Here is a 25,208-nt window from a genome sequence, read left to right on the forward strand (position 1 = left end):
CGGACGAGCTGGTGGCGCTAATCGACGACGGCGGTCGCCTCCATTTCGAGCGCCGCTGCGTGATTGAGCGCGTTCACCCCTGCGACGGCTCGAGCCGGACGATGGGAGCCGATCCATTCGCCATAGATCTCGTCGAACTCTTTCCAGTTGGACATATCCGTCAGGTACACCCGCACCTGGACGAGACTGGTTCGTTTGAGTCCCGCCGATGCCAGGCAGGCGTCGAGGTTGCTCAGCGTTTGTTTGGCCTGCACCGCGAAGCTTTCGGAAGTGACCGGTTGTCCCTCGCTGTTCACCGGCAGCTGTCCGGAGATGTAGGCGGTACCGCGGGCGATGGTGACGTGGCTGTACTTCCCTCGTGGAGGCATCAGCCCGTCGGCGTTGATCTGTTTGATGGTTTCGTTGAGTTGCATGACGTTCACCTTAGGCACTTCGCAGGGCATTCGGTGAAGGGTGCCCTGCGAAGTGGGCCGCTTGGTTAGAAGATGGCGTTGAAGCCGTCCCAGCCGGATCCGACCTTGATCTTCGTCTTCCAGCCGCCGGTGCCGTTGCCCGGGTACAGGTAGAGCGCTCCGAGCCGGTCACGGACCATGACGTCTGCCGCGTTGTCTCCGTTGAAGTCGCCTGCTCCGTGGATGCTGGTGAAGTTCTGCCAGCCGGAGCCGATCTTCGTCCGAGTCTTCCAACCGCCTGCGCCGTTACCTGGGTACAGGTACAGCGCGCCGGCCTTGTCACGGGCCATGACGTCGGCCGCTCCGTCGCCGTTGAAATCACCGGGGGTGATGATGCTGGGGAAGTTCTGCCACCCGGAACCGATCTTCATCCGGCTCTTCCAGCCGCCTGCCCCGTTACCTGGGTACAGGTAGAGCACGCCTGCACTGTCGCGCGCAATGACGTCGACGTTCCCGTCGCCGTTGAAGTCACCCGGCGCGGTCAGGCTCGTGAAATTCTGCCAACCGGAGCCGATCTGCTTGCGTGATCCGGCGTAGCCGGACTGCAGCCATAGTCGTCCTGCCGAGTCACGGCCGATGTAGTCAGCGAGTCCGTCACCGTCGAAGTCACCTGGCCGGATGATGGTGTTAAAGCCCTGGAATCCGACGCCAAGCTTGGTGCGCGGCAGCCAGCCGCCTTTACCGTTTCCGGGGTAGAGGAACAAGCCACCGGAGGTGTCGCGCGCCATGACGTCAGCCGTGCCGTCACCGCTGTAATCGCCGAATGCGAGCGTGGGCAATACTTGCTGGGTCGGTGCGCTTGTCACGGTCTTCGTGTCGTAGCCGAGGCTGGATCCGGTGACGGTTACGCTGATGGCTTTGCCCAGGTCTTCTGCGGTCAACCTGTATTTGGCAGCGATCGCGCCGCTGATCGCACTGCCGTCACGAAGCCACTGGTAGGACAACGTGGTTCCCGCGGTCCAGGCGTGCGTGATTGCGTTCAGTATGCTGCCGACCCTCGCTGCTCCGCCGATCGCTGGAGTCGGTGCGGCCAGTGTCCCAGCCGGGATGCTCGCTGTAGGCGCTGACTTCGCGACATAGGTTGGATAGCCCGCCTTAGTGCCCGTAACCCAGACCGAGATCGCCTGATTGAAGTCCGCGCCGGTGAGCGTGTATCTGAGGGAGGTCGCTCCTTCGATAGGCGTCTTGCCCCGATACCACTGGATGGTTTGTGTGTCCGGCTCCACCGACCAGATTCCGATGTAAGCCGTGAGCTCGTGTCCGACGATCCTCGTTCCGTTGATGACTGGCCGCGGCCCAAAAAGGCAACATCCGGTAATGGTCGATGTCTCTGCGGAGGTGCGGGCGGAAGTCTGATACCCGTTCTTGGATCCGGTAACCCTGACACTGAGCTTCGTGCCCATGTCAGCCGGACTCACGTCGTAACTGGACGCGGTAGCGCCGGAAATCGGCTCTCCATTGCGGAGCCACTGGTAGGTCAGAGGGACTGGAGCCGGCCCCCACGGCACATCGTTCACTGTCAACGCTGAATACACGTACGAGTTGCCGTAGATAACCGGCGTTACAGCGGTGAGAATGCCTTCGGCCACAGGGCCGGGTGAGACCGTCTCGACGGTGCTGGGTTCGTATCCATCTTTGGTGCCGGTCGCGACGACCGCGACCAGTTGGCCGAGGTCTTCCGGGCGCAGCGTGTAGGTGTTGCTGGTCGAAACAGGGGTCGTGTTCCCGCCCACGAACCACTGGTAGGTCACTGCGACGGGGGCTGGTTCCCAGCCGCTGATACGGGCGGTCAATGTTTCTCCGACGCGCAGGTCGCCGTCCAGAAAGACCTGGCCGGGCACGACCTGTTCTGTGGGACCAGGCAGCGATGCAACTGGGCGGATCCGCACTGCGTCGACCGCTTCGGCTGCGTCGACGATACCCGCTCCGTAGTAGAAGGGTGACGGGCCAGAGAAGGGTTGCGTATTCGCCTTGAGCGCTTCCTCGACTTTCGCCGGGGTGAGCATGCCGTTGGCTGAAAGCATGAGTGCTGCAACACCTGCAATGTGAGGGGCTGCCGTGGAGGTGCCCTGCATGAAGGAATATGCGCTGCCGGCAGCCGGGCCTTGGGTGCCCGGGTTCACTGTCGAAAGAATCAGCCCTTCAGTACCGAAGTCCGAGTTCCCGCCAGGGGCGCTGACGTCGACGTTGCCGCCGAAGTTGGAATAGTAGGCCGGGGCACCGTCGGGTCCGGTGGCGCCGACGGTGATGACGTTGTTGCAGCTCGCTGGGGAGTACAGGGAGGCGTCGTCGGATTCGTTGCCCGCCGCTGCGACGATGACGCTTCCGCGCGCTACTGCCGCATCGATGGCGTCCTGGTAGCTGTCGGAGCACCTCTGGTTGCCGCCCAGGCTGAGGTTGATGACCCGCGCCGGGTTCGCGTTAGCGGGGATACCCGCGACGGTGCCACCGGAGGCCCAGGTGATGCCGTCGATGATGTCGGAGGTGTAGCCGCTGCCGCACAGACCCAGTGCACGAATGGGAAGAATCTTGGCGTTGGGTGCGATGCCGGCGATGCCCATGCCGTTCCCGGTGACAGCTGCGACGGTGCCGGCGACGTGGGCGCCATGCCAGGAAGATTTGCCTATCTCGCAGGTGGTCCCGTCTCCGTAGGTTCCTTCATCGCGCGGGTTGGCATCCCGCCCGCCACCGTCGCGGGCGATGGAAGCGGTGGAAATCATGTCGTACCCGGGCAGCGAGTTCGCGTCCAGGTCCTGGTGGGGCACGGTGCCTGAGTCGATGACGGCAACAACGACGCCGGAGCCGGTGCTATGGTCCCAGGCCGACTGGATGTCCAGCCCGTACGGCTTCTGGGTGAGGTCCCACTGGTAGCCGTAATACGAGTCGCTAGGTGCCGACGCCAGCGCGAACATCATGGTGTCCGCCTCGACGTAGTCGACGGCAGGATTTGCTTCCAGGTCGGAGATGAATTCTTCGGCTGCGGCTGTGTCCAATCCCGGCCGGTTTGAACGACCTTCGCTCCGGTGCTCATCCCCCGCAGTTCTTTGACGCTGACACCCAGCTCTTTCGCCGTCAGCCCGTAGGCCTTGCCGTGGGCCGCTGCGGTGCCGGCGGTCTCCTTGAACTTGACGATGAATTGGTCCGTTGCGGTCGGCTCCGGCGTCGAGCGGACCGTGTCATCCACCCTCGGTTCGGGTGCTTCGGCCGATGCTGGCATTGCGAAAAGGGTGGAGCCGAGAAGCGCAACAACGGTGGCGGCAGCGGCGGATACGAGACGGGGGCGACCCATGAGCGTCCTTGAGGTGAAGGCCCGATGCGGCGGGCGTCGGGAGCGCCCAGTTGCATCCCCCGGGAGAATGTTATATGAGATCTCCCATTCTGTTTTCACCGGCCGGGTCCCGCACGTCCGTGTGCAATGCAGCTAGAAATACTCGTCAGGGTTCATCAGCCCGGACATGGTGTACACACCGACAATGATCAAAGTGACGACGACCAGCTGAACGAACGGCCACCACTTCGATCGAGAGCGCGACAGCACTTGTCGAGCCTGATGAGTCCGTTGCTGTGTCCGCCATATTCCCCCGATTCGGCTGCGGTTGCTCCGTCAGCCTATTGCAGTGGGTCCTCTTGCAGGACCCGGATATGGGTCCTCTTGGGCCTGGACAGCAGCTACTCATCGTCCTGCTGCGGCTGGGCAGCCCGTTGCACCGCACGCCAGGTCACCGCGTCAGGGAACCTGCGAGGGCGGCGGCCCCGGCGAGCGCCAGCAAACCCCGCAGGGTATTCGCACGAGCCCACGGTTGGGCGAACGATTGCCAGGCGGCTGGATCAGCAGCACCCGACACCCGGGCAAGTCTGTTGTTAAGCGGGACGTTGACGACGACTGTCACACCGAAGCTGGCCAGCGATAGCGCCGCTCCTGTCAGCCGCAGCAGGCCCTGAGCGTCCGACATACCTGAGGTTGCCCCCGCCACCACCGACGCAACAGCGCCGCCGAAGAACAGCACCATGAACGGTGGACGGACCGCCAGGACGTTGATGCGCTGCATGGCACCGATAGCTTCACTGCCAGCACGAGAGTTAAGTGCGGGCATAACCATGGTGGAGAACGCGACATACACCCCGCCGGTTGCCCCGGCGCACACTGCCGCAGTAGTGGTGGCGACGGTCTGAAAGAGATCAGGAGTGGTCATGCATCAAGTGAAGCGGATCTTGGTCAGACTTCACATTGCTGTAATGCGTACGTACATACGCAATCGTCTAGGATGAGCTGATGGATCCCCTGACGCACTTCCTCGACGGCCCTCACGCCAGACGGGCCTTCGCACTGCGGGTGGCGATGAACCCGCCCTGGTCCCTGAATATCCAGGATCAGGCTCCATTGACGGTGATGGCCGTGCTGACCGGAAAGGCCTGGCTAATGGCAGACGGAGACTCGACGGCTCTCAGTGCGGGCGATATTGCGCTCGTTCGCGGGCCCGGTCCGTATCTTGTGGCCGACGAGCCTGGGCGGGAGGCGAGCATCATCGTTCATCCGGGGCAGACGTGCACCACGCTCCGTGGCGAGCCGGTCCATCTGAGCATGAGCCACGGCATCCGGACGTGGGGCAACACCGCGTCAGGCGAGACCACCATGCTGATCGGGACCTATGAGTCCGACGCCGAGATCGGCTCCGCAGTGACGGCCGCGTTGCCGCGCATCGCCTTCGTGCCGGCCGGCACCGTCAATCCCGCACTGGTGACGTTTCTTGCCGACGAGGTAGCAACGGACGCCTCCGGGCAGGGCAGCGTGATCGATCGGATGCTGGACGTGCTCCTGGTCCATACCGTGCGCGCGTGGACCGCTGCGCACCCTGAGCGAGCAACAGGTTGGCTGTCAGCGGGTGCTGACGCCGTCGTCGGGCAGGCCCTCGAGCTGCTCCATGAACTGCCCGCTCAACCGTGGACGCTCGAGTCGCTGGCCCGGCGGCTGAACGTCTCGCGGGCTACGCTCGCTGCCCGCTTTCGCTCGGTTGTCGGAGAGCCGCCCATGACGTACCTGACCAACTGGCGGATGCTTCTGGCCAGCGAACTGCTCGCGGATCCGCACCGCACCACTGCCCGGATTGCGGGCGAGATCGGCTACGGCAGCCCGTTCGCACTGAGTACTGCCTTCAAGCGGAGGTTCGGAGTGAGCCCTACGGAGTATCGCCGTCGTAAATTTGCTGCACCGGCATAGCGGGGATCCGTCCTAGTGTTGTCGGTGAAGCAGCAACCCGTCACGGGAGGAACCGATGAAGCAGTACTCAGCAGACACCGTCCGGGAGCAGATTCTCGCGGTACTCCACGCGTGGGGCATGGCTCCGGAGCGGGCGGAGATCACCGCGGAAGTGATGGTGGACACCGATCTGGCGGGCATCGATTCCCACGGGATTTCCATGCTGCCCATGTACCAGCGGCTGATCGATGCAGGGAAGCTCGATGCGCGCGCCGAGGCGATGATTGAGCGTGAGGGTTCGTCGACCGCCGTCGTAGATGGCGGGCACAATCTCGGGCATTCAGCGATGGTGACAGCAATGCAGCTTGCCGTCTCGAAGGCGCGGGAGACCGGCGTCGGAGTTGTCACCGTTCGGCGTTCGCACCACTTCGGGTCGGCGGGCTACTACGCGAGGATTGCCGCCGACGCCGGCCAGATCGGGCTGGTCACCTCCACCACTCCCACCAAAACGGTGGTCCCCACCCGCGGTTCCAGGCCCGTGCTCGGGACCAACCCGTTGGCTTTCGCTGCCCCCACGGCCAACGCGGCGGAGCCCTTCCTCCTCGATATGTCCACCAGCACCGTCGCGATGAACAAGGTGAAGGTGTACGACTACCTCGACAAGCCGCTGCCCGCCGGGTGGGTGCTCGACGGCGCCGGCCGGCCTGTCACCGATTCCCGAGCCGGCTACAGCCAACTGCGGGACCAGCAGGAAGGCGGGCTGAGCCCGCTGGGCGGAACGGAGCAGCTGTCCAGCCACAAGGGGTACGGGCTCGCGCTCATGGTTCAGATCCTGGCCGGTGCGCTTGCCGGTGCAACGTTTGCACCGCTCAGGGAGCCATCGGATCCGAATGACATTGGTCACTTCTGTCTGGCGATCGATCCGGCGTTTTTCGGAGAGCCGGAGCAGTTCGCGGCATCGGTGTCGCAGATTGTCGATCTGCTCCGTGCGGAGCCTCCGGCGTCACCGGACCGCCCGGTGCTGGTGCCCGGGGACATTGAACGTACAGTCCGGGCGGAACGGCTGGGATCCGGCATCCCGCTCAGTGACGGGCTCGTCGGACACATTCGCGACATCTGTGCGCAGAATGAGGCGCCGTTCCACCTGTGAGCCCGGCCGGTTGACCCTTGATTGTAGTGTTCGCCCGTGGCGGATGTGACTCCTCGAAGACGCCTCACGGTGCCTTCCCGGGGATCAGTCCAGAAAATACGTGTAGCCTGTTGCAGCACCTCAAGCAGCAAAGGACAAACGAGCACCCATGGCTACGGATTACGACGCACCGCGCGTACGCGAAGAGGATCAGCCGGCCAACGAGTCGCTGGAGGCTCTCAAAGCCCAGCGCAGCGCCTCCACTCAGAATTCGGCGATCGATGCAGATGAGACAGATACAGCTGAAGGCCTGGATCTGCCCGGCGCTGTCCTCGAAGAGGAACTTCAGATACAGGTCATCCCGGAACAGCAGGACGAATTCACCTGCATGTCCTGCTTCCTGGTTCGACACCGTTCACAGCTTGCCCGGGAAAAGAACGGCAACAAGTACTGCAAAGACTGCGAGGGATAGTTCTGCCTCAGCGGGCGGTTCTGGTCCCGTATGCCGGCAAGGTCAACGGCGTGCCTGGCCGGCTGGTTCGCCTACGGAGTTCGCTCGGTACTGCAAGTCGTCACCGCGCAGGTACCTGCCTACTTCCCCCGCGATGATGGCAGCCGCGTTGTGGGCTGTTTCCTTGCTCGATCCAGCGAGGTGAGGAGTCATCACCACACCGGGTGTGCTCAGTAGCCTGGAGCGAGCGGGGATGGGCTCCTCTGCGAATACGTCGAAGGCCGCACCGAACAGGTGACCGGTCTCCAGAGCATCAAGCGCGGCGTCGTAATTCAGCAGTGCGCCGCGAGCACAGTTCACCAGGACGGAACCTTGCGGCATGGCCGCAATCTCCGGGGCGCCGATCATGCCGACCGTTTCATCGGTAACCCGGGCATGGAGGGAAACGATGCGAGAGCGGTGCAGCAGTTCCTCCAACTGCACCAGTTCAACAGAATCACCGAGCTCATCTTGGGTGATGTAGGGGTCGCTGACCAGGACGCGCGCTCCAAAGCCTCCGAGAATACGGGCGACTTTCCGACCGATCGCGCCATAACCGACCAGCCCCACCGTGCTTCCCTCAAGCTCAGGGCCGACCTGGTCATACATGTAGTAGTCGCCGCGCCATTGTCCGGCGAGCAAGTCCCCATGGGTCGCGGGGATCCGACGGGCGGCAGCCAGCATCATCGCGATCGTATGCTCCGCAGTGGCGGTGGAATTACGTCCTGGAGCATAGGTGACGGCAACTCCATGGCGTGTGGCGGCGTCGAGGTTGGCATTGACCGGGCCGCCGCGTCCAATGCAGAAAAGTCGAAGGTCGGGGCACTGCGCCAGGACGGCTTCGGTGAGCGGCGCCATCTGGGTCACACAGATCTCCACTCCCTGCAGGGCTGCAACAAGTTCGTCTTCCGAGCCGGAAGCTTCATCGACTTCGGCGACCCGGCCGAAGGGGACAGTCGGCCAAGGCAGGGTCAGCCGCGAGCATGATGCACCCCCGGGAATTTCGCGCTCGATTGCATTTATCAGGAGTTCACTGGTGACGAAGTGGTCTCCAGCGGCCAGAATGCGGGTTGTCATGGTGTGTCCTTCGTTGTTTCCGTAGTGTTCCAGAAGCCGATTAGTGCGCTTGCGCAGTAGGCACGTTATAGGAGTGCAGCGCGGCGTTTCCGTTGCTGATCCTTACCTCGGTAAGTGAGCAGTTGTTGAGAATAGGGAAGGTCCGCCGGTACCTGGACGGGTCGATACCCAGGTAGCTGCACAAGACGAGCCTGATAGCGGTGGAATGGGCCACCACGAGAATTCGCCCGTCCTGATGTGCTCTTTGGATGTCGCTGAGGGCGCTCGTGATACGTAGGATTGCGGTTTCGGGATGTTCACCACCCGGAAGGTGATGGGCTACTGGATCCCGGTGGAAGGCTGCGAGCTCCTGTGGGAACTGTTCCTGCATCTCCGCAGCGGTCAGCCCCTCCCCCTTGCCGAAATCCAGCTCACACAACCGGACATCGGTGTTCAGGGGAAGTCCTGTCGCGTCAGCCGTTTTCGCTGCCGTGTACTTCGCCCTGCTGAGGGTTGATGCCCAGATTCCTGTCAGGTCCGCAGATTGCGCCCATCGCGCAAGGCCGTTTCCCTGGTCTGCCCCGCGCTTCGTCAAGGCAACGTCGCTCCTACCGGCGTACCGGTTTTCGGAGTGCCAGACCGTTTCGCCATGGCGGGTGAGAATGAATGTTGTCATGCGATCCTCCGTGCATGTGATGCGACGCCTGCGCTCAGCCAGCCGCGATTCTCCAGATGTTCCACGAACGTTGCGTACGCGGGGTCGAACCGTCCCGCGTAGTCCTCGCGGGGAGCGATGACAGATCCGATTTGGACCATATCCGCTGCCACTTCCGGGGACCTTCTGCCTGAGGCTCCCGCAGCTGCAAGAATCGCTGCGCCAAGGGACGGCTCGGCGTTTTGCGGCAGCCAAACCTCCCGTCCCAGGATGTCGGCGCGTAGTTGGGACCAGTAGCTGCTGTTGGTCGCGCCGCCGGTCAGTAGTAGCCGGCCCGACGTATCCGCCCCCAGAGAGCCGAGATAATCAAAGCTGAGCCGCTCAACGAAGGCGAGACCCTGCAGCACTGCGCCATACCGCGCGGCCGCGGTCTCGGGATGACCGATCGTGAATTCGCGGGCGCCTGCAGCGGCGAAGGGGAACCGCTCTCCCTCGGACACAAGCGGGTACGTTGTGGCACCCGGATGGAATTCGGCTGCCTGGAGCGCGAGGGCACGGAGGTCAGCCCCTTCGAAGTCGCGGGCAATCACTCCGGCACCCGAGCTCGAGGCACCGCCGGGAAGCCATTGCCCTTCGGGACCCTTATGCGAGTAGACCACGCCGTGCGGATCGTGAAGGAGGTTTTCCGAGACGCCCTTGAGCACAAGCGTGGTGCCCACTACCGAGTTCCAGTCACCGGGGTTGAGCGCACCGGCGCCGAGCTGGGCGGCACAGCCATCTGTGGCACCCGAGATGATAGGTATCCCCTCAGGCAGTCCGGTCTGCTCCGCTGCCTCTGTGCTCACATTCGCGACGAAGTGCCCCGAACGTACCACCGGAGGGAAGAGGGAAGCTGCCAGGTGCAGCGAGTCGATTATCTGCGATGGCCAGGACTCCGCGATCAGATCGACACCCGTTTTCAAGGCACTGCTCAGGTCGGTTGCGACGTTTCGTCCTGCAAGCCGCCGGTTGATGAAGTCGGTCTGATGAAGCAACTGTGTACCGTCCTCCTCCATCGCCTGCGGGTGGTTTTGACGAAGCCATACCAATTTCGGTAACGCCCAACTGGGTTGCATGTGCCGGTAGCCCAGCTTTGTCCATAGGTCCTCACCGGCACGGTTCACTTCGTCGAGATGCCCACCAGCCCTGCCGTCGTCGTACATGAGCCCCCGGGTCAGCGGGATACTGTGGGCATTGGCGAGCAGGATTGTCCCGGACGTCCCATCCACCGCAACGGCACCGATCGGGGCGTTCACACCTACCAGGGCTTGACGCGTCGCGGCACACACGGCTGTCCACCACTGTTCGGGATCCTGCTCGTGGCGATGTCCGTCCCGCATGCTCGTCAATGGCGACGAGCCCGACCCAAGGACTATTCCGTCGAACTGCACTACCAGCGCTCGCACACTTTGAGTGCCGAGATCGATTCCGACCCACGCCTGCTCCTCGGGAGCGCGAGAGGTCATTGGGTTTCCTGCGCTCGGGAGCGCAGACGGGCAAGCAGCGGCCACGAGCGGCGTGAGTCCTCGCGGAGGGTAAGAAAATCGCGATACAGCTCGTTGTAGAACTGCCGCTCCGCGCCCGGCTCCCACATGCTGCTGATCCGCACGTGCGCTGCCACCGCGTCTTCAATGGATCGGCTGGCACCGGTGGCAACGAGTCCCAGAATGAAAGCACCACGGGCTCCGATTTCCGAGTCCGCCAACTTGCGCACGGGTACACCGGTCATCGTCGCGATGAGCTGCAGCCACACAGCGTTCTCGGCTCCCCCGCCGCAGACGCGCAATTCGGTGGGTACGGCGGAGCCCGCTTCAAGGCAGTCGCGGATGACAAACGTCAGTCCTTCGAGGACCGCGCGCGCCACTTCCGGCCGGCCATGTTCAAGTGAGAGTCCCAGAAAGCTTCCGCGGGCTTCCGAGTCGAGGAACGGCGCGCGCTCTCCTGCGGGTGAAAGGTAGGGCAAAAACATGAGTCCGCCTGCGCCTGGGGAACTGTTGGCTGCCAGGTCGGTGAAGTCAATGGGCGTTGCGCAGTTCAGCAGAGTGCATGCCCACTGGATCACCTCGCCTCCAGCGAGGGTCGGCAGCGCACGAAGGTAACGGTCCTCGACCCCGAGACCGACGGTCAGGCCGGCTGGAACGCCGGTGGTGTCAATGCGGTCAACCACCATTTCCGTACACAGCGTCGTGCCGAGGATGCTGCAGGCTTGCCCTGGAAGCACCGCCCCCGCACCGATCGCCGTCGCTGCGATGTCGTAGGAAGCCATCACGACATGAATTCCCAGCGGAAGGCCGACGTGCGCAGCTCCTTCGGCGCTAAGCGGTCGTGATCGATCCGCATCCCGCAGAATCGGAGGCATCAGGTCCGCCGCCCACTCCATGGCATACGCCTCGAAAAGCTCTTGCGAGTATTCACGGGCGCGTACGTCCATGAAGGGTGCAGCGCCATCGGAATTGTCCACCGCTGCAACACCGGTCAACTTGAGGAACAGGTAGCCGTTGCAGGTCAGCGACGCCTCCGATGCTTCCAGCCGCTCGGGATCGTGCTTGGACAACCACGTCAGGATGGCGTTTGGCAGACCGGCAAAGGACAGGGATCCGTTGGTGCGGTAGGTGCGGCCCAGCACGCCTTCGCTGCGCCACTGCTCCACAATTGACGCGGCCCTGCCGTCATTCCAAAGGATCGCCGGACCGGTGGGATTACCGGCGTCGTCCACCAGCCAACTGCCGTCCCCCTGACCCGTGATCGCAAGGAAATCAACAGGTTCGGTTAGTCGGGCGGCAACCTCACGGATGCTTTCTGCGACAGCTTTCCACACAGCCGCCATGTCCTGCTCCGCCCAGCCGGGTTCGGGATGGGTGACCAGAGTGGAACGACGGACGACGACGGCTTCCCGGCCTGCGTCGTCGTACCCCACCGCTTTAATCATGGTGGTGCCGGCGTCGACTGCTATTGCTGTCACTGTGTTCTCCTCATGCCTCTGTCGGACCAGCGAATCATGCTTTGCCGTGTGATGAACGGGACCTGCGGGACACCGAGTCAAGAGTGACCGCAAGGAGCAGGACAGCGCCGGTCACCATGAAGCGGAAAGATGAATCAAGGCTTAGCAGGGTGAGCCCGCTTGAGATGGACTGGATAACAATGATGCCCAACAAGGCTGCAAAGGCGCTGCCCCTCCCGCCGAAGAGACTGGTCCCACCGATCACGGCGGCCGCGATCGCGTTGAGATTCACGTCTCCGCCGCCGCTGCCCTGATTCGCGGCGGCCAACCGGGAAGCAGCGAGGATACCGCCGACGGCGGCCAGGGTGCTGCATGCGATGAACGCCGATGTGTAGATCGCCTTGACGTTGATGCCCGCCCGGCGGGCTGCCTCGACGTTGCCGCCCACTGCGAACATCGATCGGCCCCATTTGGTTCTGGTCAGTGCGTAATGCATCGCAAGAACGAGGGCGAGGAAGAAGACGAACATCCAGCCCACGCCCCGTGCCTGATTCAGGTACCAGACAACGAGGCCGGCCACGACAAGGAGGCCCGCAGCCCTGAGCGCACTGATGCGCAGCGACCTGCTCGATAGTCCGGCGGCGCGCCGTGCGCCGGCGTGCCTGAAGTCGATGACAAACAAGGCAACGGCCGCAGCGAAGACCAGTACGTAGGACAGCCAGGCGGGCACGAATGCCAGCTGGGCGAAGTACACCAGCGGCGAGCCGAATGGAATATTGATCGATCCGATCGGCCCGAGGACGTAGAGCTGCAGCCCGAGGAATCCAAGCAGGCCCGCAAGGGTAATGACGAAGGCAGGAACCCCGAAACGATTGAAGACCTGCCCATAGAACCATCCGATCGCCACTCCGAGGAGTACTGCTGCAAGCACCGACAACCAGACCGACCAGCCCAGGTTGACGAGTGAGACCGCAACGACAGCGCTCGAAAGGCCGCTGACCGATCCAACCGAAAGATCGATCTGGCCGAGGAGCAGCACGCACACAATTCCGAGCGCGATCACTCCGACAGCGGCGCTCTCCATGGCGAGGTTCACCAGGTTGGAACTCGACAGGAACTTCGGGTTGAGAATTTGCAGGACGGTCCAGATTATTGCCAGTCCTGCGATGACCGGAAGCACCCCGAGGTCGCCTGAACGCACCTTGTCTGTTGCGCTTTGAACGGCGCCCTTCACGCCGGTCGAGGTGCGGAGACGTTCATCCTGGCGGTCGATTGTCGGCGGAGCAGGAGTTGATGCGACGGAGCTTTTCATGACAGCTGTTCCTGGGTTGAGGGGTGGTTGCGTGTGGCAGAGCGGCGGGACACAACGTTGTCTGTTGCTCCGGTGATGGCTGCGATCACCTCTTCGGTAGAGACATCGGCGACGCGGAACGTTCCGTTGTTCTTACCGAGGCGAAGAACAGCGACGCGGTCGGCGACCGCCTTAACGTCGGCCATGTTGTGGCTGATCATGATGACGCCGAGTCCCCGGTCCCTCAGCCTTTCGACGAGATTGAGCACTTCAGCGGTCTGGGCGACTCCCAGCGCTGCTGTTGGTTCGTCGAGAATGATGACTTTGGGGTTACCCAGCAGGGAGCGCGCGATTGCCACCGTTTGACGCTGGCCGCCGGAAAGGGAAGCGATTGCCGTGTGGAGGGAGGGAATCTTCGCGGAAAGCTGCTTCAGTAGCTCCCAGGAGCGCGTCTCCATCTCCACCTCGTTGAGCCGGTACGGCGAAACTTCCCGTCCAAGGAACAGATTGTTGATGACATTGAGGTTGTCGCACAAAGCGAGGTCCTGGAAGACGGTGGCAATACCCAAATTGAGTGCAGCCATCGGCGTGGGAATAGTCTCCACCCGATCCTCGAATGTAATTCGCCCTGCACTCGGTGCATGCACGCCCGAGAGAACCTTGACCAGTGTGGATTTACCTGCGCCGTTGTCGCCCACAATGGCGACGACTTCCCCCGCCGCGACATCAAGGTCGATATCTGTCAGCGCCGCGACGGCTCCGAAAGACTTACTGATCCCGTGAAGCGAGAGGATGGCCGAACCTGTAGGAGCAATCTTCGTTGTTGTGCTCATGGCGTGCTTCCTAGCTGATGCCGGCGGCCGCGCAGGCCTCGGCATACGTCGGTGTGCACAGCTCATCTACGGTGGCCACCCCGCCATCGATCACTACTTCTTCAAGGTTCTCCAGGGTGACGACTGTCGGCTCGAACAACTCGGACGGCGTATCGAAGAGTTCGGTCTTCCCTTCGACCGTCTCGCCGCTCGCGAACCGGTAAGCAATTTCTGCAGCAGCCTCAGCAACGATTTTGATGGGTTTCGAAATGGTATTGTATTGGTCGCCGGCGACGATGCGCTGCAGTGCGGCCAGTTCGGCGTCGTTCCCGGTCACCGGCGGAACCTCTGCGATCCCCGCTGCCTTGAAAGCGGCGATTGAACCGCCAGCCGTTCCATCATTCGCGGCTACAACGCCGGCTAGCTCAGGGCCGAACCTCGTAATCTGGCCGCTCACCCAGTTCTGCGCTTCTGTTGGGTCCCAACCGGGGGTGTCGAACTCGGCAAGAAGTTCGAAGTTGCTGGGGTCGATAGAGCTGTGAATGCCACGCTTGATGAGGCCGGCCGCCGCGTCTGTCGGTGAACCATTCACCTGAAGCAGCCCACCCTCAGCACCGGTTTCCGTCAGGTGACTCACGAGTGACTCGCCAATGAGCGCACCAATAGCCTCATTGTCGAAGGAGACATAGTAGTCAGCCGGAAGGTCAGGAATGGGACGGTCGTAAGCGATGATTGGAATGTCCTGGGACTGAGCCGAATTCACAATGGTTGCCGCCGCTGCGGAATCAACTGGATCGATGACGATGGCGTCGACTCCCTGCGCGATAGCCGAATTGGCCTGCTCCTGCTGCTTGGAGGCGCTCGCGTCAGCGTTGGAGTAGAGGACCTCACATTCTTCGCAGAGTTCCTTCATCTTCGCCTCGAAGAGGGGGCGGTCAAACAGCTCGTAGCGGGTGGATGCATTGTCCGGCATCAGGAAGGCGATCGTCTTCGCCTCACCGTCTTCAGGACTACCGCTTGCAGCGGCGCCGCAGCCCGTTGCTGCGAGGGCGATACAGGTGGAGGCTGCGAGCGCAAAGGGAACCTGGTTCAAGAACTTCTTCATTGAATTCTCTTTCGTGTCTTGGCTACTGACCGGAGCGTGGAAACAAACGCATGTGATGAGAGTAACATTAAACATGTTAGATGTATCAAGAAAAGTGTTAAAGATGTCATGACTTTAGTATTGGCAAGAGAAGCGCACCTACCACCGAAGGCGGCACGAACGTGAGCTTAGAGGGAACCGGCCGGAAACCGCGGCTCGAGAGGCAGCGGCAACTCGTCGATCAGGTATTGAGCGCAGGGTTCGCCAGCGCCTCGCAGCTGGCGTCGCTGTGCGGAGTGAGCGTCATGACCATCCACCGCGACATTGATGAGCTCGCTAGGAAAGGCGTGCTGAGAAAGGTTTCGGGAGGCGTCTCGGCACTTCCCTCGACGGTGTTCGAGGCAAGCTCCGAAATCAGGATGCAGATAGAACCTTCAGCGAAGCAGTCCCTCGCCCGAGTCGCTGCGACTTTCGTAGACGCCGGCATGTCCGTAATGCTGGACGACTCCACCACGGTTCTGGCTCTCGCGAGGTTGCTTAACGACACAGGGCCGCTCACGGTCCTCACCAATTATCGGCAGGCACTCGAGGTCTTCCGTGAGAACGACGACGTTCGCCTCATTATGATCGGGGGCCAATACAGCCGGACCCATGACTCCTTCATCACACTCCCGACCGACTCTGCAATGACGTCCTACGCGGTCGATGTCGTGTTCCAGTCCACATCAACGATGGGATCCCGGATGACCTACCACCAGGAACAGGAGGTTGTCCTCATGAAGCGGGTCATGCTCCGCGCGGCAGCCCGACGTGTGCTCTTGATGGACGGCTCCAAAGTGGGGCGCACGTCGCTGCACCATTACGTGCCGGTCAGCGACTTCACCGATGTGATCATCACCGACGATGTTCCGGCCGACGTGGTTAAGGAACTGCGGGAGCAATGTACAGTGCACATTGCTCCCGCAGCGCCCGATGGACGGAAATCGAGGGGCTGATCAATCCGCGTGGAACACCCTTGGTGCTACCTCGCCGCTGATGGTTTCCGATAGAGCAAGGAAAGTTCTGGATCGTATTTGCCCTGTGACGCTTGCCCCTGCCACAACGGCAACATCGGGTGCCGTATCACCCTTTTTCGCTTCGTCCGCCGCTCGCGCTGGCGAGAGCAGCGTCCGCACCAGCTGCGGCGCGAAGTCCTCAGTCAGTTCGAGAACGACCCGGCAGTGCGCGCCGATCTGCGCGGGGTAACCCAGATGTATGCCGCGCAGGTCGCACACCGTCTGGCCCCGTCCCGGGCCATCGGTAGCGTCGACCTCCACGTACACAACGGGTGCCGCGCGCAGCGCTACGGCGCCCACGGCAATCGCGGCCGCAAGCGGATCATGCATTGCGCAGCAGGACCGCCCGAAAATTCCCCGATAGAAGCCGCTGTAGTGCGTCAGCATCTCACCGAGTGCACGGACCAGCGGCTCGTCGGACGCGAGAAGCTCCTGCTGGTGGTCCTCTTCGAGAACGTTCGACATGGTGACATCGAGGGGCACCAAAGTGATGTTCCAAGGCGCGGCGAAGACCTCCCGGGCAGCCTCGGGATCGTTCCCAATGTTCGCCTCCGCAACGGCACTGATATTGCCCGGCACAAGAGCGGCGCCGCCCATGATCGTGATCTCGGCGATCAAATCCGGCAGCGTCGGATCCAGCCGGAGTGCGGCTGCGATGTTGGTCAGCGGACCGACGGCGAGTACCCGAAGCGACCCGGGATTCTCGTGAGCAAGGCGAACAAGCATCGCAGCGGCGCTCTCCTTCTCCACCGACGCGCCGGATGGAGGAAGGAAGACCCCGCCGACGCCGTCGTCCCCGTGAACATGGGGCGCACCGCCCTGAAACTCACCCGCCTGCGGGTGATGGGCGCCGACCGCCACCGGGATACCACTTGCGCCGGCCAGGTCGAGCAGGTTCAGCGTATTCACCGCTCCCACCGCCGCTGATACGTTGCCGCTCACCGTTCCAATGCCGAGCAGGTCAACCGACGGCGTTGCGAGCAGATAGGCGAGGGCAAGAGCGTCGTCGATGCCGGTGTCGCAGTCAAGGTAGAAGGGCCGAATCATGACAGGTTCCCTTTCAGAGAGTCTTCGCTCGGCGCGGGCACAAGCAGGCTGACCAGGAAGGCCGCTGCAGTAACCCCTACGGAAATCCACAGAGCGACGGCGTAACCACCGTCAGTCGCCAGTCCTGCGAAGGGGGCAACAAGTGCGACGCCGAGGCTCGCCCCGGTGCCGAAGGAGGCCCCGTTGAGCCCGGGGAGGGAGCCGAGTGCGTCCTTGGGCGACAGCAGCACCGACAAGCCATTGATCGCGGTGAGGAAGAATCCGTTGTAAAAGATTCCGAGCGCTGCCACTGCGGCCAGCACTGCCCACTGGTTGTCCGCGAAGAGCGCGGCAGCGATTGCGCACGCCAGGCTCATGGCCGTCCCGATGCGGAGGGTCTTGATCCACCCGGTCCTGCTGGTCAGCCAGCCCGCCAGCGGCGCGGCAAAGACACCGATGAGCGCGGCGGGGGTAAGGAAGAGGAGCGCCGAGATCCAGGCGCTGAAGCCAAAGCCGTTGGCGGGATCCTGGCTGAGGAGAACCACGGTGAAGTTCATGATGGCGAAGATGCCGGCGAGCGTGAGCACGGTTGTGGCGACGACGGTCCACACGTTGCGGGAACGCAAATGATGTACCGCGATCAGCGGCGACTTCCGGCGCTTCTCAAGGGCATAGAAGCAGGCGAATGCAGCGATCGTGCCTGCGCCGAACAGCAGAGCTTTCGAGGAGCCCCATCCGGTGGCAGACCCGGTGGTCACGAAGTAGCTCAGGCAGACAAGGAAGACGGACAGGAAAGCCGCACCCCACCAGTCCATGCGGCCATCCGACGACGCCAGCCGCCCGGCTGGGACGACGACGGCGATACTCACGGCAGCGATGGCCGTGAGGCCGAGAACCACCAGGAAGATCGACCGGAAACCGAATGCTTCGGTCATCAGTCCTCCGACGTAGCCGTCGAACCCGGCCACACCGCCGTTGACCGCGGCCAGAATGCCAACCGAGGTGCCGAACATCCGGGCGTCGAGGTTCTCCCGAAGGACGATGTAGGCAAGGGCGAACACCGCACTGGAAACGCCCTGCAGGAACCGGCCGGCAACCAGGATGGGAAGCGTCGGCGCTAGCAGGCACAAGACGGTACCGGCCGCCATGACGCCGAGAACCAGCAGGAGTGCTTTTCGGCGGCCGAGGAAGTCGCTCCACCGCCCCATGATCGGTCCCGAGATGGCACCGGCGAGGAAGAACATGGACTGGACCTGCGCGACGGCAGAGGCATCGGCGTCGAAATCGGTACCAATACGGGGAAGCGCCGGCGTGACCATGCTCGCGTTGAGCTGAAAAGAGAGGACGCCGAGCAGCAGCGTGACGATGAGGGTGGCGGCATGGGGACTTGGCCGCTTGGGTGAGACCTTTTCGGCCGGCGGTGAGGGCGAGGGTGGTGTGAGCACGTCAAACTCCTTTGTTTTGGTGGGGCGCGTCACGAGAATACGAGTTGTTATACAACCATGTATGACGAACAAGTACAACGTCTACCCGGAAATCGCGTAACATCGGTAGCACCTCCAACACACACCGGGACAGCTCATGGACTACACCGTCGATTCGCTGGCCGGCCCGCTCAACGCTGGGCCCGGTCTGCCGCTTCGCGTTGCCGCCTACTCGCGCATCGCCGAAGCTATCCGCAAAGGCGGACTCCGCCCGGGGTCACTGCTGCCCACCGAGGCGGAGTTGGGAACCTCGATGGAGGTCAGCCGGACAGTCATCCGCGAGGCGCTGATGCTTCTGGAGGAAGACGGCCTGGTTCGGGCCAAGCGGGGCGTGGGTCGCTTCGTCTGTGAATCGCTCCCCCGCCTTGGCATCGAGCACCTGCAACCTTTCGAAGATCTTCTGGACGCTCCGGGACTCGAGCTCTCGCTGAAGCGAATCCAGGAAGTGCGGCAGCCGGCGTCGGAATTCATCGCCCCGGGAATCGGGGTCCGGCCGGACGAAGATGCCCTTCTGTGGGAGACCGTGATCTTCCGGGACGGTGAGGAAATTGCACACCTGCAGGAGCACATCGCCACTCGTCACGAGATGCCGGAGGCTTCATCCGGTACGACGACGATGCTCGCTGCGCTGAAGGACACCCTCGGATCTGCGTTGGGCCCCGGCAACTGCGAGATCGGGCTTACGGTAATTGGTCCAAGCCGGGCGAAGCTGCTCGCCCTGCGCCCTTCGGACCCCGTCATGGTCCTCACCCAGTACGTCCGCCGCAACGGCGCACCGTTCTATCTGGCCAAGTGCCTGATCCCCGCCAGAACCGGCCAGCTGGCGGTCCGGCAGTCATGACGGCCGCTGTAGGTCGCGCTTCGCTCGACATCCTTGAAAAGAGGCCGCAGCTCTTCTACCGGCTTGCGCGTCCGGAGGACTTCGACGCCGTCTGCCGCATCACCCTGGACGCGTACCTGGATGCCGGCCACTTCCCGGAATCGCACCCGTACCTGCGCATTCTCGGCGATGTAGAGCGGCGCGCCTCGTTGGCGCAGGTATGGCTGGCCGAACGGGATGGCGAGGCGACCGGCACGGTCATGCTGACAGCCGCGGGCCAGCCCTACACCGAGGTCGCGCGGGATCGGGAGCTCGAATTCCGCATGCTGGCCGTGGACCCTGCAGTACAGGGGCTCGGCGTGGGCCGCGCGATGGTCCGATGGATTCTTGACCACGCGGAGACACTGGGCGGCGTCGACGCCGTCGTTCTCACCAGCGCCGAGTATATGGTCCCCGCGCACCGGCTCTACGAGTCCCTCGGGTTTGAACGGGTTCCTTCCCGGGACTGGAGCTTCGACAACAGCCCCGAGAAGGACCTGTGGGTATTCCGCCGGAGCGTCAGCCGCTAGACCACGCCCAGCGCCAGCATCGCGTTGGCAACCTGCACGAAACCGGCGATGTTGGCGCCGGCCACGTAGTTGCCCGGCAGACCGTACTCGTCAGCCGTGGTAGCGCAGCGCTCATGGATGTTAGCCATGATGTTCTCCAGCCGCTGCTCGGTGTGTTCGAAGGACCAGGCGTCACGGCTCGCGTTCTGCTGCATCTCCAAAGCCGAAGTCGCAACGCCCCCGGCGTTCGCTGCCTTGCCAGGACCGAAAAGGATCTTCGCGTCCTGGAACAGCTCAATCGCTTCGGGCGTGCTCGGCATGTTTGCGCCCTCGGCCACGGCAATCAGGCCACCCGAGAGCAGGCGCTTGGCGGCGCCGTCGTCCAGTTCATTCTGGGTGGCACACGGCAGGGCGACCGTCGCGTCAACGTCCCAAATGGAACCGCCTTCGACGAACACCGCACCGGATCCGCGCTGCTCGGCGTAATCGCTGACGCGGCCGCGCTGGTTCTCCTTGATGTCGCGAAGGAGTTCGACGTCGATACCCTGCTCCTCGACGACGTAACCGGAGGAATCGGAGCAGGTGATGACGTTCGCGCCCAGCGACTGCGCCTTCGCGATTGCGTGCAGCGCCACATTGCCCGCCCCGGACACTGAGACCCGCTGACCCTCGAAGCTCAGACCCCGGGTAGCCAGCATCTCCTTGGCAAACAGCACGGCACCGAAGCCGGTTGCCTCCGGACGGACCAGCGAGCCGCCCCAACCTGTGCCCTTGCCGGTGAGGACGCCTGACTCGTAACGGTTGGTGATCCGCTTGTACTGCCCGAACATGTAGCCGATCTCGCGGGTGCCGACGCCGATATCCCCGGCGGGCACATCCGTGTATTCACCGATATGCCGGTAGAGCTCCAGCATGAAGGACTGGCAGAAGCGCATGACCTCGCCGTCGCTGCGGCCGCGGGGGTCGAAGTCGGATCCGCCCTTGCCGCCGCCGATCGGCATGCCCGTCAGGGCGTTCTTGAAGATCTGCTCGAACCCCAGGAACTTGACGATCCCCAGGTACACCGACGGGTGAAAGCGCAGGCCGCCCTTGTAGGGGCCGAGTGCGGAGTTGAACTCAACGCGGAAGCCCCGGTTGATGCGGACCTTGCCCTCGTCGTCGACCCAGGGAACGCGGAAGATGATCTGCCGCTCGGGCTCGCAGATCCGCTCGAGAATCGAGGCCTGCACAAACTCGGGGTGCTTCTTCAGCACCGGGCCGAGGGAATCGAAGACCTCGTCCGCGGCCTGGTGGAATTCCGTTTCACCGGGGTTCCGGCGCACTACTTCGTTGCGGATCGCTTCTATTGTCGAGTCCATACGACTCTCCTATCGCTGCTGAGGTACCGGGCAAGGATAGCGCCGGAGGAAAGCGCCCTCCGAATGTTTCCTCCGTGTGAACAGTCACGGCAGCCAGCTTGCATTCCACTTCCTCTGCCCCTGTTGACCAGCTTCCGTGATCTGTGCCATAGTTTGTAATCGATTCCATGGAAACGATTCCATGAAGATCCGGAACCTCGGGAGAACGCACAGATGCGATCAGTGACGATCAGGAACGTCGCCGACCTGGCGGGCGTATCGGTGGCCACCGCATCCCGCGTGCTCTCGGGCCATCCGTCTACTTCTGAAGTAGCCCGGGAGGCGGTCAGCAAGGCGGCCATCAAGCTCGGTTTCCGGCCCAACGCCCAGGCGCGCTCGCTGCGCAAGACCAGCACCCAGACCATCGGCCTGGTCCTTCCCGACGTCCGGAATCCCTTCTTTGCGGACCTCGCCCACGCCGTCGAACAGCGCGCCCGCGACTTCAAGTACCTCACGCTCTTCGGCAACGCGAATGAGGACGCCGATCAGCAGGACCGCTATTTCGACATCATGCTGACCCAACGGGTCGACGGCCTCATCGCCGCCCCCCAGGGGAATGTCGCCGATCTGCAGGCCGTCCTGGACAGCGGCGTGCCCACCGTCTTCGTGGACCGCGTCATCCCCGACACCACGGTTCCCAGCGTGACTCCCGACAACGTCACCGGTGTCCAGGAAGCCGTCCGCCACCTGACCGCCCTGGGGCATCGCCGCATCGGTTACATCGCCGGCCCGCAGTCCACCTCCACAGGCCGGGAACGCCTCGCCGCCTTCCAATCCGCCCTCGCGGACTCCCATGCCGACGACGACGCCGACCTCATCTTCTTCGGTGACTTCCAGTCCGCCAGTGGTGCGGCCGGTGCCCATCATCTGCTGGAACTCCCCCACCCGCCGACAGCGCTGCTCGCAGCGGACAGCCTGATGAGCATTGGAGCTATCGGCGTGTGCAACGAACGCGGTCTGGCCATCGGTACGGACCTTGCTTTTGTCGCCTATGACGACATCGAGGCCTTCAGCCTCATCAATCCCGCACTCACCGTGATTGCTCACGACGTCAATGCCATGGGCCGCCTCGCTGTTGATCTCCTCACCCGGGTCATCGCCGGTGACACACCGGAATCGGTGATCCTTCCCAGCCGCCTCATTGTCCGCGGTTCCACCCCGTCCCTTCCAGGAGGCCCAACATCGTGAACGATAGAACAGGGACCGACAACCCCATCCTGACGCTGGAAAGCGTCACCAAGTCTTTCGGGCCGGTGACGGTCATCAAAGGTGTGACCGTCAATGTCTACCCCGGCAAGGTGCAGGTGCTGCTCGGAGAGAACGGCGCCGGAAAATCCACACTCATCAAAATGATGGCCGGCGTGTACCAGCCCGACGGCGGCCGGATCCTCGTGGACGGCAAGGAAGTCCGACTGCCGGATACCAACGCCTCCGAGGCCCTTGGCATCGCGACCATCCACCAGGAGCTGAACCTGGTGGGTTCGATGACCGTTGCCGAGAACATCACGATGGGTCGCATCCCGCGCCGCTTCGGGCTCGTGGACCGCAGGAGAATGCGCGAAGTCGCGAAGGAAGCCCTGGCAATGATCGGCCTGGACATCGATGTTGACCACAAGGTCGGTGAACTGGGCATTGCCCGCCAGCAACTGGTCGAAATCGCGAAAGCGCTGAGCCTCAACGCCCGCATGCTTATCCTCGACGAGCCGACGGCGGCTCTCACCAAGCGTGAGATCGCCGCCCTGTTCTCGGTGGTGGAGGATCTGCGGGAACGTGGCGTCGGCATGGTCTTTATCTCGCATCACCTGGATGAGATCGCCTCGATCGGCGACTCCGTTTCAGTCCTGCGGGACGGCGAATTCGTCGCCGAGGTCCCGGCCGACACTTACGAGGACGAACTGGTCCGGCTCATGGTCGGCCGATCCATCGAACAGCAGTTCCCCCGCCGCCGCGAGTACGACGGGCCGGCTGACACCCTCCTGGAAGTCGACGGACTTTCCACCAAGGGAATGATCAACAACGTTTCCTTTTCCGTGAAGGCCGGCGAGATCGTCGGACTGGCCGGCCTGGTGGGCGCGGGCCGCACCGAAGTCATCCGCGCTATCGCCGGCGTCGATCCCTACGCCAGCGGCTCGGTCCGCGTCCGCGGCAAACAGCTGCCCAAGTCCAGCGTCGGCGCGGCCATTCGTGCCGGCGTCGGGCACGTTCCGGAAGACCGGAAGGCGCACGGGTTGGTCCTTGGTGCCCCGGTCAACGAGAACATCGGCTACGCGACGCTCTCGACGACGGCCAAGTCGGGACTCGTTGATCGCGCCGGACAGCGCAAGCGGGCACAGGACGTCGCTGACAAGCTACGCATCCGCATGCACAACCTCGACCAGGTGGTCGGTTCACTCTCCGGCGGCAATCAGCAGAAGACGGTGTTCGCACGATGGATCGTCGCGAACTCCTCGGTGCTCCTGCTGGACGAGCCGACCCGCGGCGTCGACGTAGGCGCCAAGGTCGAGATCTACGAACTGATGAACGCAATCACCGCTGCGGGCGGCGCCGTCGTCATGGTGTCGAGCGAGCTGCCCGAGGTGCTCGGCATGAGCGACCGGGTGCTCGTGATGAGCGGTGGACATATTTCCGGTGAACTAAGCGCCGACGACGCCACGCAGGATGCCGTGATGTCGCTGGCGGTGCGCGATGTACAGCGCGATCTTGAAGACAAGCTGATGGAGGACGGTCATGAATAAGGTTGCAACCGCGGCGGCACCGAAGAAGGCGCGCGGCGGCTCACAGATAGGCAGGTTCCTTGCCGACAACGGAGCACTGGTGGGCCTGTTTGTCCTCGGTCTGGCGCTGTTCATCGCAACGCCGGACTTCCTCACCGGGCCCAACCTGCTGAACATCGGCATCCAGGCGTCCGTGATCGCGGTGCTCGCGTTCGGTCTGACCTTCGTGATTGTGGCCGCGGGCATTGACCTGTCGGTCGGTTCGGTCGCTGCCCTCTCGGCCATGGGGTCGGCCTGGATATTCTCCCAGGGGTCGATGCCCGGGTGGCTCGCGCTGATCGGCGGACTCGCCCTCGGTACACTCGCCGGCGCGGTCAGCGGCTTTGCCGTCGCCTACGGCAGGCTCCCCTCCTTCATTGCAACACTCGCCATGCTCAGCATCGCCCGCGGACTCACCCTGGTCATCTCCGACGGGCGGCCAATCGGTACAGCACCCGCAGTGTCCTTCCTCGGTGGCGATCTCGGCGTCATTCCAATGCCAATCATCGTCCTCGTGGTCGCCGGCCTGGTTGCCGCGTTCATCCTGAACTTCACCGTCATGGGCCGCTATATGTACGCGGTCGGCGGTAACACCGAGGCCGCCCGACTTTCTGGCGTGCCGGTGCGTAAGGTCCTCGTCACGGTGTTCGCGCTGTCCGGACTGTTCGCCGGTCTCGCCGGGCTCCTGCTCTCCGGGCGCTTGGACTCGGCCCAGCCACAAGCGGCGGCGGGCTATGAGCTCGACGCGATTGCCGCCGTCGTCATCGGTGGTGCTTCGCTTGCCGGCGGTATCGGCCGTATCAGCGGCACGCTGGTTGGCGCGCTGGTGCTCGTGGTAATCCGCAACGGGCTCAATCTGCTCAATGTCTCCTCCTTCTGGCAGCAAGTGGTCATCGGCCTGGTGATCGCGGTCGCCGTCGGAATTGACTCCCTGCGGCGCAAGAACCAACCGCACTAGACCTACAACTCAATACGTCCG

23 protein-coding genes are annotated in these 25,208 nt (G+C 63.2%); 9 read left to right on the forward strand and 14 right to left on the reverse strand.

Annotation, left to right across the window (positions count from 1 at the left end; all coding sequences use genetic code 11):
- Window positions 1-17: 17 nt before the first annotated feature.
- The 4 genes from JOD47_RS05250 to JOD47_RS05265 form a co-directional block, all read right to left on the reverse strand.
- The gene (locus JOD47_RS05250) at window positions 18-413 is read right to left on the reverse strand and encodes a RidA family protein (RefSeq protein WP_204532628.1); all 396 of its coding nucleotides are present in this window, start codon (window positions 411-413) and stop codon (window positions 18-20) included.
- A gap of 65 nt (window positions 414-478) precedes the next feature.
- On the reverse strand, window positions 479-3,445 hold the full coding sequence (locus JOD47_RS05255) for a S8 family serine peptidase (protein WP_204532630.1): 2,967 nt from the start codon (window positions 3,443-3,445) through the stop codon (window positions 479-481).
- Entirely contained in the window at window positions 3,364-3,741 is a 378-nt protein-coding gene (locus JOD47_RS05260; protein ID WP_204532632.1) for a hypothetical protein, read from the reverse strand. Before JOD47_RS05260 ends, JOD47_RS05255 begins: the two co-directional genes overlap by 82 nt.
- A 430-nt stretch (window positions 3,742-4,171) precedes the next feature.
- Window positions 4,172-4,645, reverse strand: coding sequence for an anthrone oxygenase family protein (locus tag JOD47_RS05265; RefSeq protein ID WP_204532633.1), 474 nt, complete (start codon window positions 4,643-4,645; stop codon window positions 4,172-4,174).
- A gap of 80 nt (window positions 4,646-4,725) precedes the next feature.
- On the opposite strand from JOD47_RS05265, the gene JOD47_RS05270 reads away from it, so the two are divergent.
- The 3 genes from JOD47_RS05270 to JOD47_RS05280 all read left to right on the forward strand — a co-directional run bounded on the left by JOD47_RS05270 (window position 4,726) and on the right by JOD47_RS05280 (window position 7,250).
- Window positions 4,726-5,670, forward strand: coding sequence for an AraC family transcriptional regulator (locus JOD47_RS05270; RefSeq protein WP_204532634.1), 945 nt, complete (start codon window positions 4,726-4,728; stop codon window positions 5,668-5,670).
- 55 nt (window positions 5,671-5,725) lie between these two features.
- Entirely contained in the window at window positions 5,726-6,799 is a 1,074-nt protein-coding gene (locus JOD47_RS05275) for an Ldh family oxidoreductase (protein WP_204532635.1), read from the forward strand.
- Between the two features lie 148 nt (window positions 6,800-6,947).
- Window positions 6,948-7,250, forward strand: coding sequence for a DUF4193 domain-containing protein (locus tag JOD47_RS05280; protein ID WP_204532636.1), 303 nt, complete (start codon window positions 6,948-6,950; stop codon window positions 7,248-7,250).
- A 42-nt stretch (window positions 7,251-7,292) separates the two neighbouring features.
- Here JOD47_RS05280 and JOD47_RS05285 read toward each other — a convergent pair whose 3' ends face one another.
- From JOD47_RS05285 to JOD47_RS05315, 7 genes are read right to left on the reverse strand one after another with little or no spacing between them, the layout of a single operon-like run.
- On the reverse strand, window positions 7,293-8,345 hold the full coding sequence (locus tag JOD47_RS05285) for a 2-hydroxyacid dehydrogenase (protein ID WP_204532637.1): 1,053 nt from the start codon (window positions 8,343-8,345) through the stop codon (window positions 7,293-7,295).
- Between the two features lie 40 nt (window positions 8,346-8,385).
- Window positions 8,386-9,000 (reverse strand): histidine phosphatase family protein, encoded by a 615-nt coding sequence (locus JOD47_RS05290; protein ID WP_204532638.1) that lies wholly within the window; start codon window positions 8,998-9,000, stop codon window positions 8,386-8,388.
- Window positions 8,997-10,484, reverse strand: coding sequence for an FGGY-family carbohydrate kinase (locus JOD47_RS05295; RefSeq protein ID WP_204532640.1), 1,488 nt, complete (start codon window positions 10,482-10,484; stop codon window positions 8,997-8,999). Before JOD47_RS05295 ends, JOD47_RS05290 begins: the two co-directional genes overlap by 4 nt.
- On the reverse strand, window positions 10,481-11,980 hold the full coding sequence (locus JOD47_RS05300; protein ID WP_204532642.1) for an FGGY-family carbohydrate kinase: 1,500 nt from the start codon (window positions 11,978-11,980) through the stop codon (window positions 10,481-10,483). The genes JOD47_RS05295 and JOD47_RS05300 overlap by 4 nt, the downstream gene beginning before the upstream one ends.
- 34 nt (window positions 11,981-12,014) lie before the next feature.
- Window positions 12,015-13,271 (reverse strand): sugar ABC transporter permease, encoded by a 1,257-nt coding sequence (locus JOD47_RS05305; protein ID WP_204532644.1) that lies wholly within the window; start codon window positions 13,269-13,271, stop codon window positions 12,015-12,017.
- Window positions 13,268-14,083 (reverse strand): ATP-binding cassette domain-containing protein, encoded by an 816-nt coding sequence (locus tag JOD47_RS05310; protein WP_204532645.1) that lies wholly within the window; start codon window positions 14,081-14,083, stop codon window positions 13,268-13,270. Before JOD47_RS05310 ends, JOD47_RS05305 begins: the two co-directional genes overlap by 4 nt.
- A 10-nt stretch (window positions 14,084-14,093) precedes the next feature.
- On the reverse strand, window positions 14,094-15,167 hold the full coding sequence (locus JOD47_RS05315; protein WP_204532647.1) for an ABC transporter substrate-binding protein: 1,074 nt from the start codon (window positions 15,165-15,167) through the stop codon (window positions 14,094-14,096).
- 161 nt (window positions 15,168-15,328) lie between these two features.
- Here JOD47_RS05315 and JOD47_RS05320 point away from each other — a divergent pair, with 161 nt between their 5' ends.
- Complete coding sequence (locus tag JOD47_RS05320; protein WP_204532649.1) at window positions 15,329-16,141, forward strand: DeoR/GlpR family DNA-binding transcription regulator; 813 nt, start codon at window positions 15,329-15,331, stop codon at window positions 16,139-16,141.
- Here JOD47_RS05320 and JOD47_RS05325 read toward each other — a convergent pair whose 3' ends face one another.
- Both JOD47_RS05325 and JOD47_RS05330 read right to left on the reverse strand, forming a co-directional pair.
- The gene (locus JOD47_RS05325) at window positions 16,142-17,248 is read right to left on the reverse strand and encodes a nucleoside hydrolase (protein WP_204532650.1); all 1,107 of its coding nucleotides are present in this window, start codon (window positions 17,246-17,248) and stop codon (window positions 16,142-16,144) included. It lies immediately after the preceding gene.
- Entirely contained in the window at window positions 17,245-18,672 is a 1,428-nt protein-coding gene (locus tag JOD47_RS05330; protein ID WP_307836203.1) for an MFS transporter, read from the reverse strand. The genes JOD47_RS05325 and JOD47_RS05330 overlap by 4 nt, the downstream gene beginning before the upstream one ends.
- A 136-nt stretch (window positions 18,673-18,808) precedes the next feature.
- Here JOD47_RS05330 and JOD47_RS05335 point away from each other — a divergent pair, with 136 nt between their 5' ends.
- Complete coding sequence (locus JOD47_RS05335; protein WP_204532651.1) at window positions 18,809-19,552, forward strand: GntR family transcriptional regulator; 744 nt, start codon at window positions 18,809-18,811, stop codon at window positions 19,550-19,552.
- On the forward strand, window positions 19,549-20,100 hold the full coding sequence (locus JOD47_RS05340; RefSeq protein WP_204532652.1) for a GNAT family N-acetyltransferase: 552 nt from the start codon (window positions 19,549-19,551) through the stop codon (window positions 20,098-20,100). The genes JOD47_RS05335 and JOD47_RS05340 overlap by 4 nt, the downstream gene beginning before the upstream one ends.
- Here JOD47_RS05340 and gdhA read toward each other — a convergent pair.
- Window positions 20,097-21,437 (reverse strand): NADP-specific glutamate dehydrogenase, encoded by a 1,341-nt coding sequence (gdhA, locus tag JOD47_RS05345; protein ID WP_204532653.1) that lies wholly within the window; start codon window positions 21,435-21,437, stop codon window positions 20,097-20,099. The genes JOD47_RS05340 and gdhA overlap by 4 nt on opposite strands.
- Before the next feature lie 213 nt (window positions 21,438-21,650).
- Between gdhA and JOD47_RS05350 the strand changes: the two genes are divergently transcribed.
- The 3 genes from JOD47_RS05350 to JOD47_RS05360 are packed head-to-tail and all read left to right on the forward strand — an operon-like array spanning window position 21,651 to window position 25,187.
- Complete coding sequence (locus JOD47_RS05350) at window positions 21,651-22,664, forward strand: LacI family DNA-binding transcriptional regulator (RefSeq protein WP_204532654.1); 1,014 nt, start codon at window positions 21,651-21,653, stop codon at window positions 22,662-22,664.
- Complete coding sequence (locus tag JOD47_RS05355) at window positions 22,661-24,211, forward strand: sugar ABC transporter ATP-binding protein (RefSeq protein WP_204532655.1); 1,551 nt, start codon at window positions 22,661-22,663, stop codon at window positions 24,209-24,211. Before JOD47_RS05350 ends, JOD47_RS05355 begins: the two co-directional genes overlap by 4 nt.
- Window positions 24,204-25,187, forward strand: a complete 984-nt coding sequence (locus JOD47_RS05360) for an ABC transporter permease (RefSeq protein ID WP_204532657.1) — start codon at window positions 24,204-24,206, stop codon at window positions 25,185-25,187. The genes JOD47_RS05355 and JOD47_RS05360 overlap by 8 nt, the downstream gene beginning before the upstream one ends.
- The last annotated feature ends 21 nt before the right edge of the window (window positions 25,188-25,208 follow it).

Source organism: Arthrobacter tumbae (assembly GCF_016907495.1).
GTDB lineage: Bacteria > Actinomycetota > Actinomycetes > Actinomycetales > Micrococcaceae > Arthrobacter_D > Arthrobacter_D tumbae.

What these genes read in the sequence shown, in the direction of transcription:
- JOD47_RS05260 (WP_204532632.1), bottom strand. Translation starts at nt 3,741, where the DNA reads ATGGGTCGCCCCCGTCTCGTATCCGCCGCTGCCGCCACCGTTGTTGCG.
- JOD47_RS05270 (WP_204532634.1), top strand. Translation starts at nt 4,726, where the DNA reads ATGGATCCCCTGACGCACTTCCTCGACGGCCCTCACGCCAGACGGGCC.
- JOD47_RS05250 (WP_204532628.1), bottom strand. Translation starts at nt 413, where the DNA reads ATGCAACTCAACGAAACCATCAAACAGATCAACGCCGACGGGCTGATG.
- JOD47_RS05315 (WP_204532647.1), bottom strand. Translation starts at nt 15,167, where the DNA reads ATGAAGAAGTTCTTGAACCAGGTTCCCTTTGCGCTCGCAGCCTCCACC.
- JOD47_RS05280 (WP_204532636.1), top strand. Translation starts at nt 6,948, where the DNA reads ATGGCTACGGATTACGACGCACCGCGCGTACGCGAAGAGGATCAGCCG.
- JOD47_RS05305 (WP_204532644.1), bottom strand. Translation starts at nt 13,271, where the DNA reads ATGAAAAGCTCCGTCGCATCAACTCCTGCTCCGCCGACAATCGACCGC.
- gdhA (WP_204532653.1), bottom strand. Translation starts at nt 21,437, where the DNA reads ATGGACTCGACAATAGAAGCGATCCGCAACGAAGTAGTGCGCCGGAAC.
- JOD47_RS05350 (WP_204532654.1), top strand. Translation starts at nt 21,651, where the DNA reads ATGCGATCAGTGACGATCAGGAACGTCGCCGACCTGGCGGGCGTATCG.
- JOD47_RS05310 (WP_204532645.1), bottom strand. Translation starts at nt 14,083, where the DNA reads ATGAGCACAACAACGAAGATTGCTCCTACAGGTTCGGCCATCCTCTCG.
- JOD47_RS05275 (WP_204532635.1), top strand. Translation starts at nt 5,726, where the DNA reads ATGAAGCAGTACTCAGCAGACACCGTCCGGGAGCAGATTCTCGCGGTA.
- JOD47_RS05285 (WP_204532637.1), bottom strand. Translation starts at nt 8,345, where the DNA reads ATGACAACCCGCATTCTGGCCGCTGGAGACCACTTCGTCACCAGTGAA.
- JOD47_RS05290 (WP_204532638.1), bottom strand. Translation starts at nt 9,000, where the DNA reads ATGACAACATTCATTCTCACCCGCCATGGCGAAACGGTCTGGCACTCC.
- JOD47_RS05325 (WP_204532650.1), bottom strand. Translation starts at nt 17,248, where the DNA reads ATGATTCGGCCCTTCTACCTTGACTGCGACACCGGCATCGACGACGCT.
- JOD47_RS05295 (WP_204532640.1), bottom strand. Translation starts at nt 10,484, where the DNA reads ATGACCTCTCGCGCTCCCGAGGAGCAGGCGTGGGTCGGAATCGATCTC.
- JOD47_RS05340 (WP_204532652.1), top strand. Translation starts at nt 19,549, where the DNA reads ATGACGGCCGCTGTAGGTCGCGCTTCGCTCGACATCCTTGAAAAGAGG.
- JOD47_RS05360 (WP_204532657.1), top strand. Translation starts at nt 24,204, where the DNA reads ATGAATAAGGTTGCAACCGCGGCGGCACCGAAGAAGGCGCGCGGCGGC.
- JOD47_RS05265 (WP_204532633.1), bottom strand. Translation starts at nt 4,645, where the DNA reads ATGACCACTCCTGATCTCTTTCAGACCGTCGCCACCACTACTGCGGCA.
- JOD47_RS05335 (WP_204532651.1), top strand. Translation starts at nt 18,809, where the DNA reads ATGGACTACACCGTCGATTCGCTGGCCGGCCCGCTCAACGCTGGGCCC.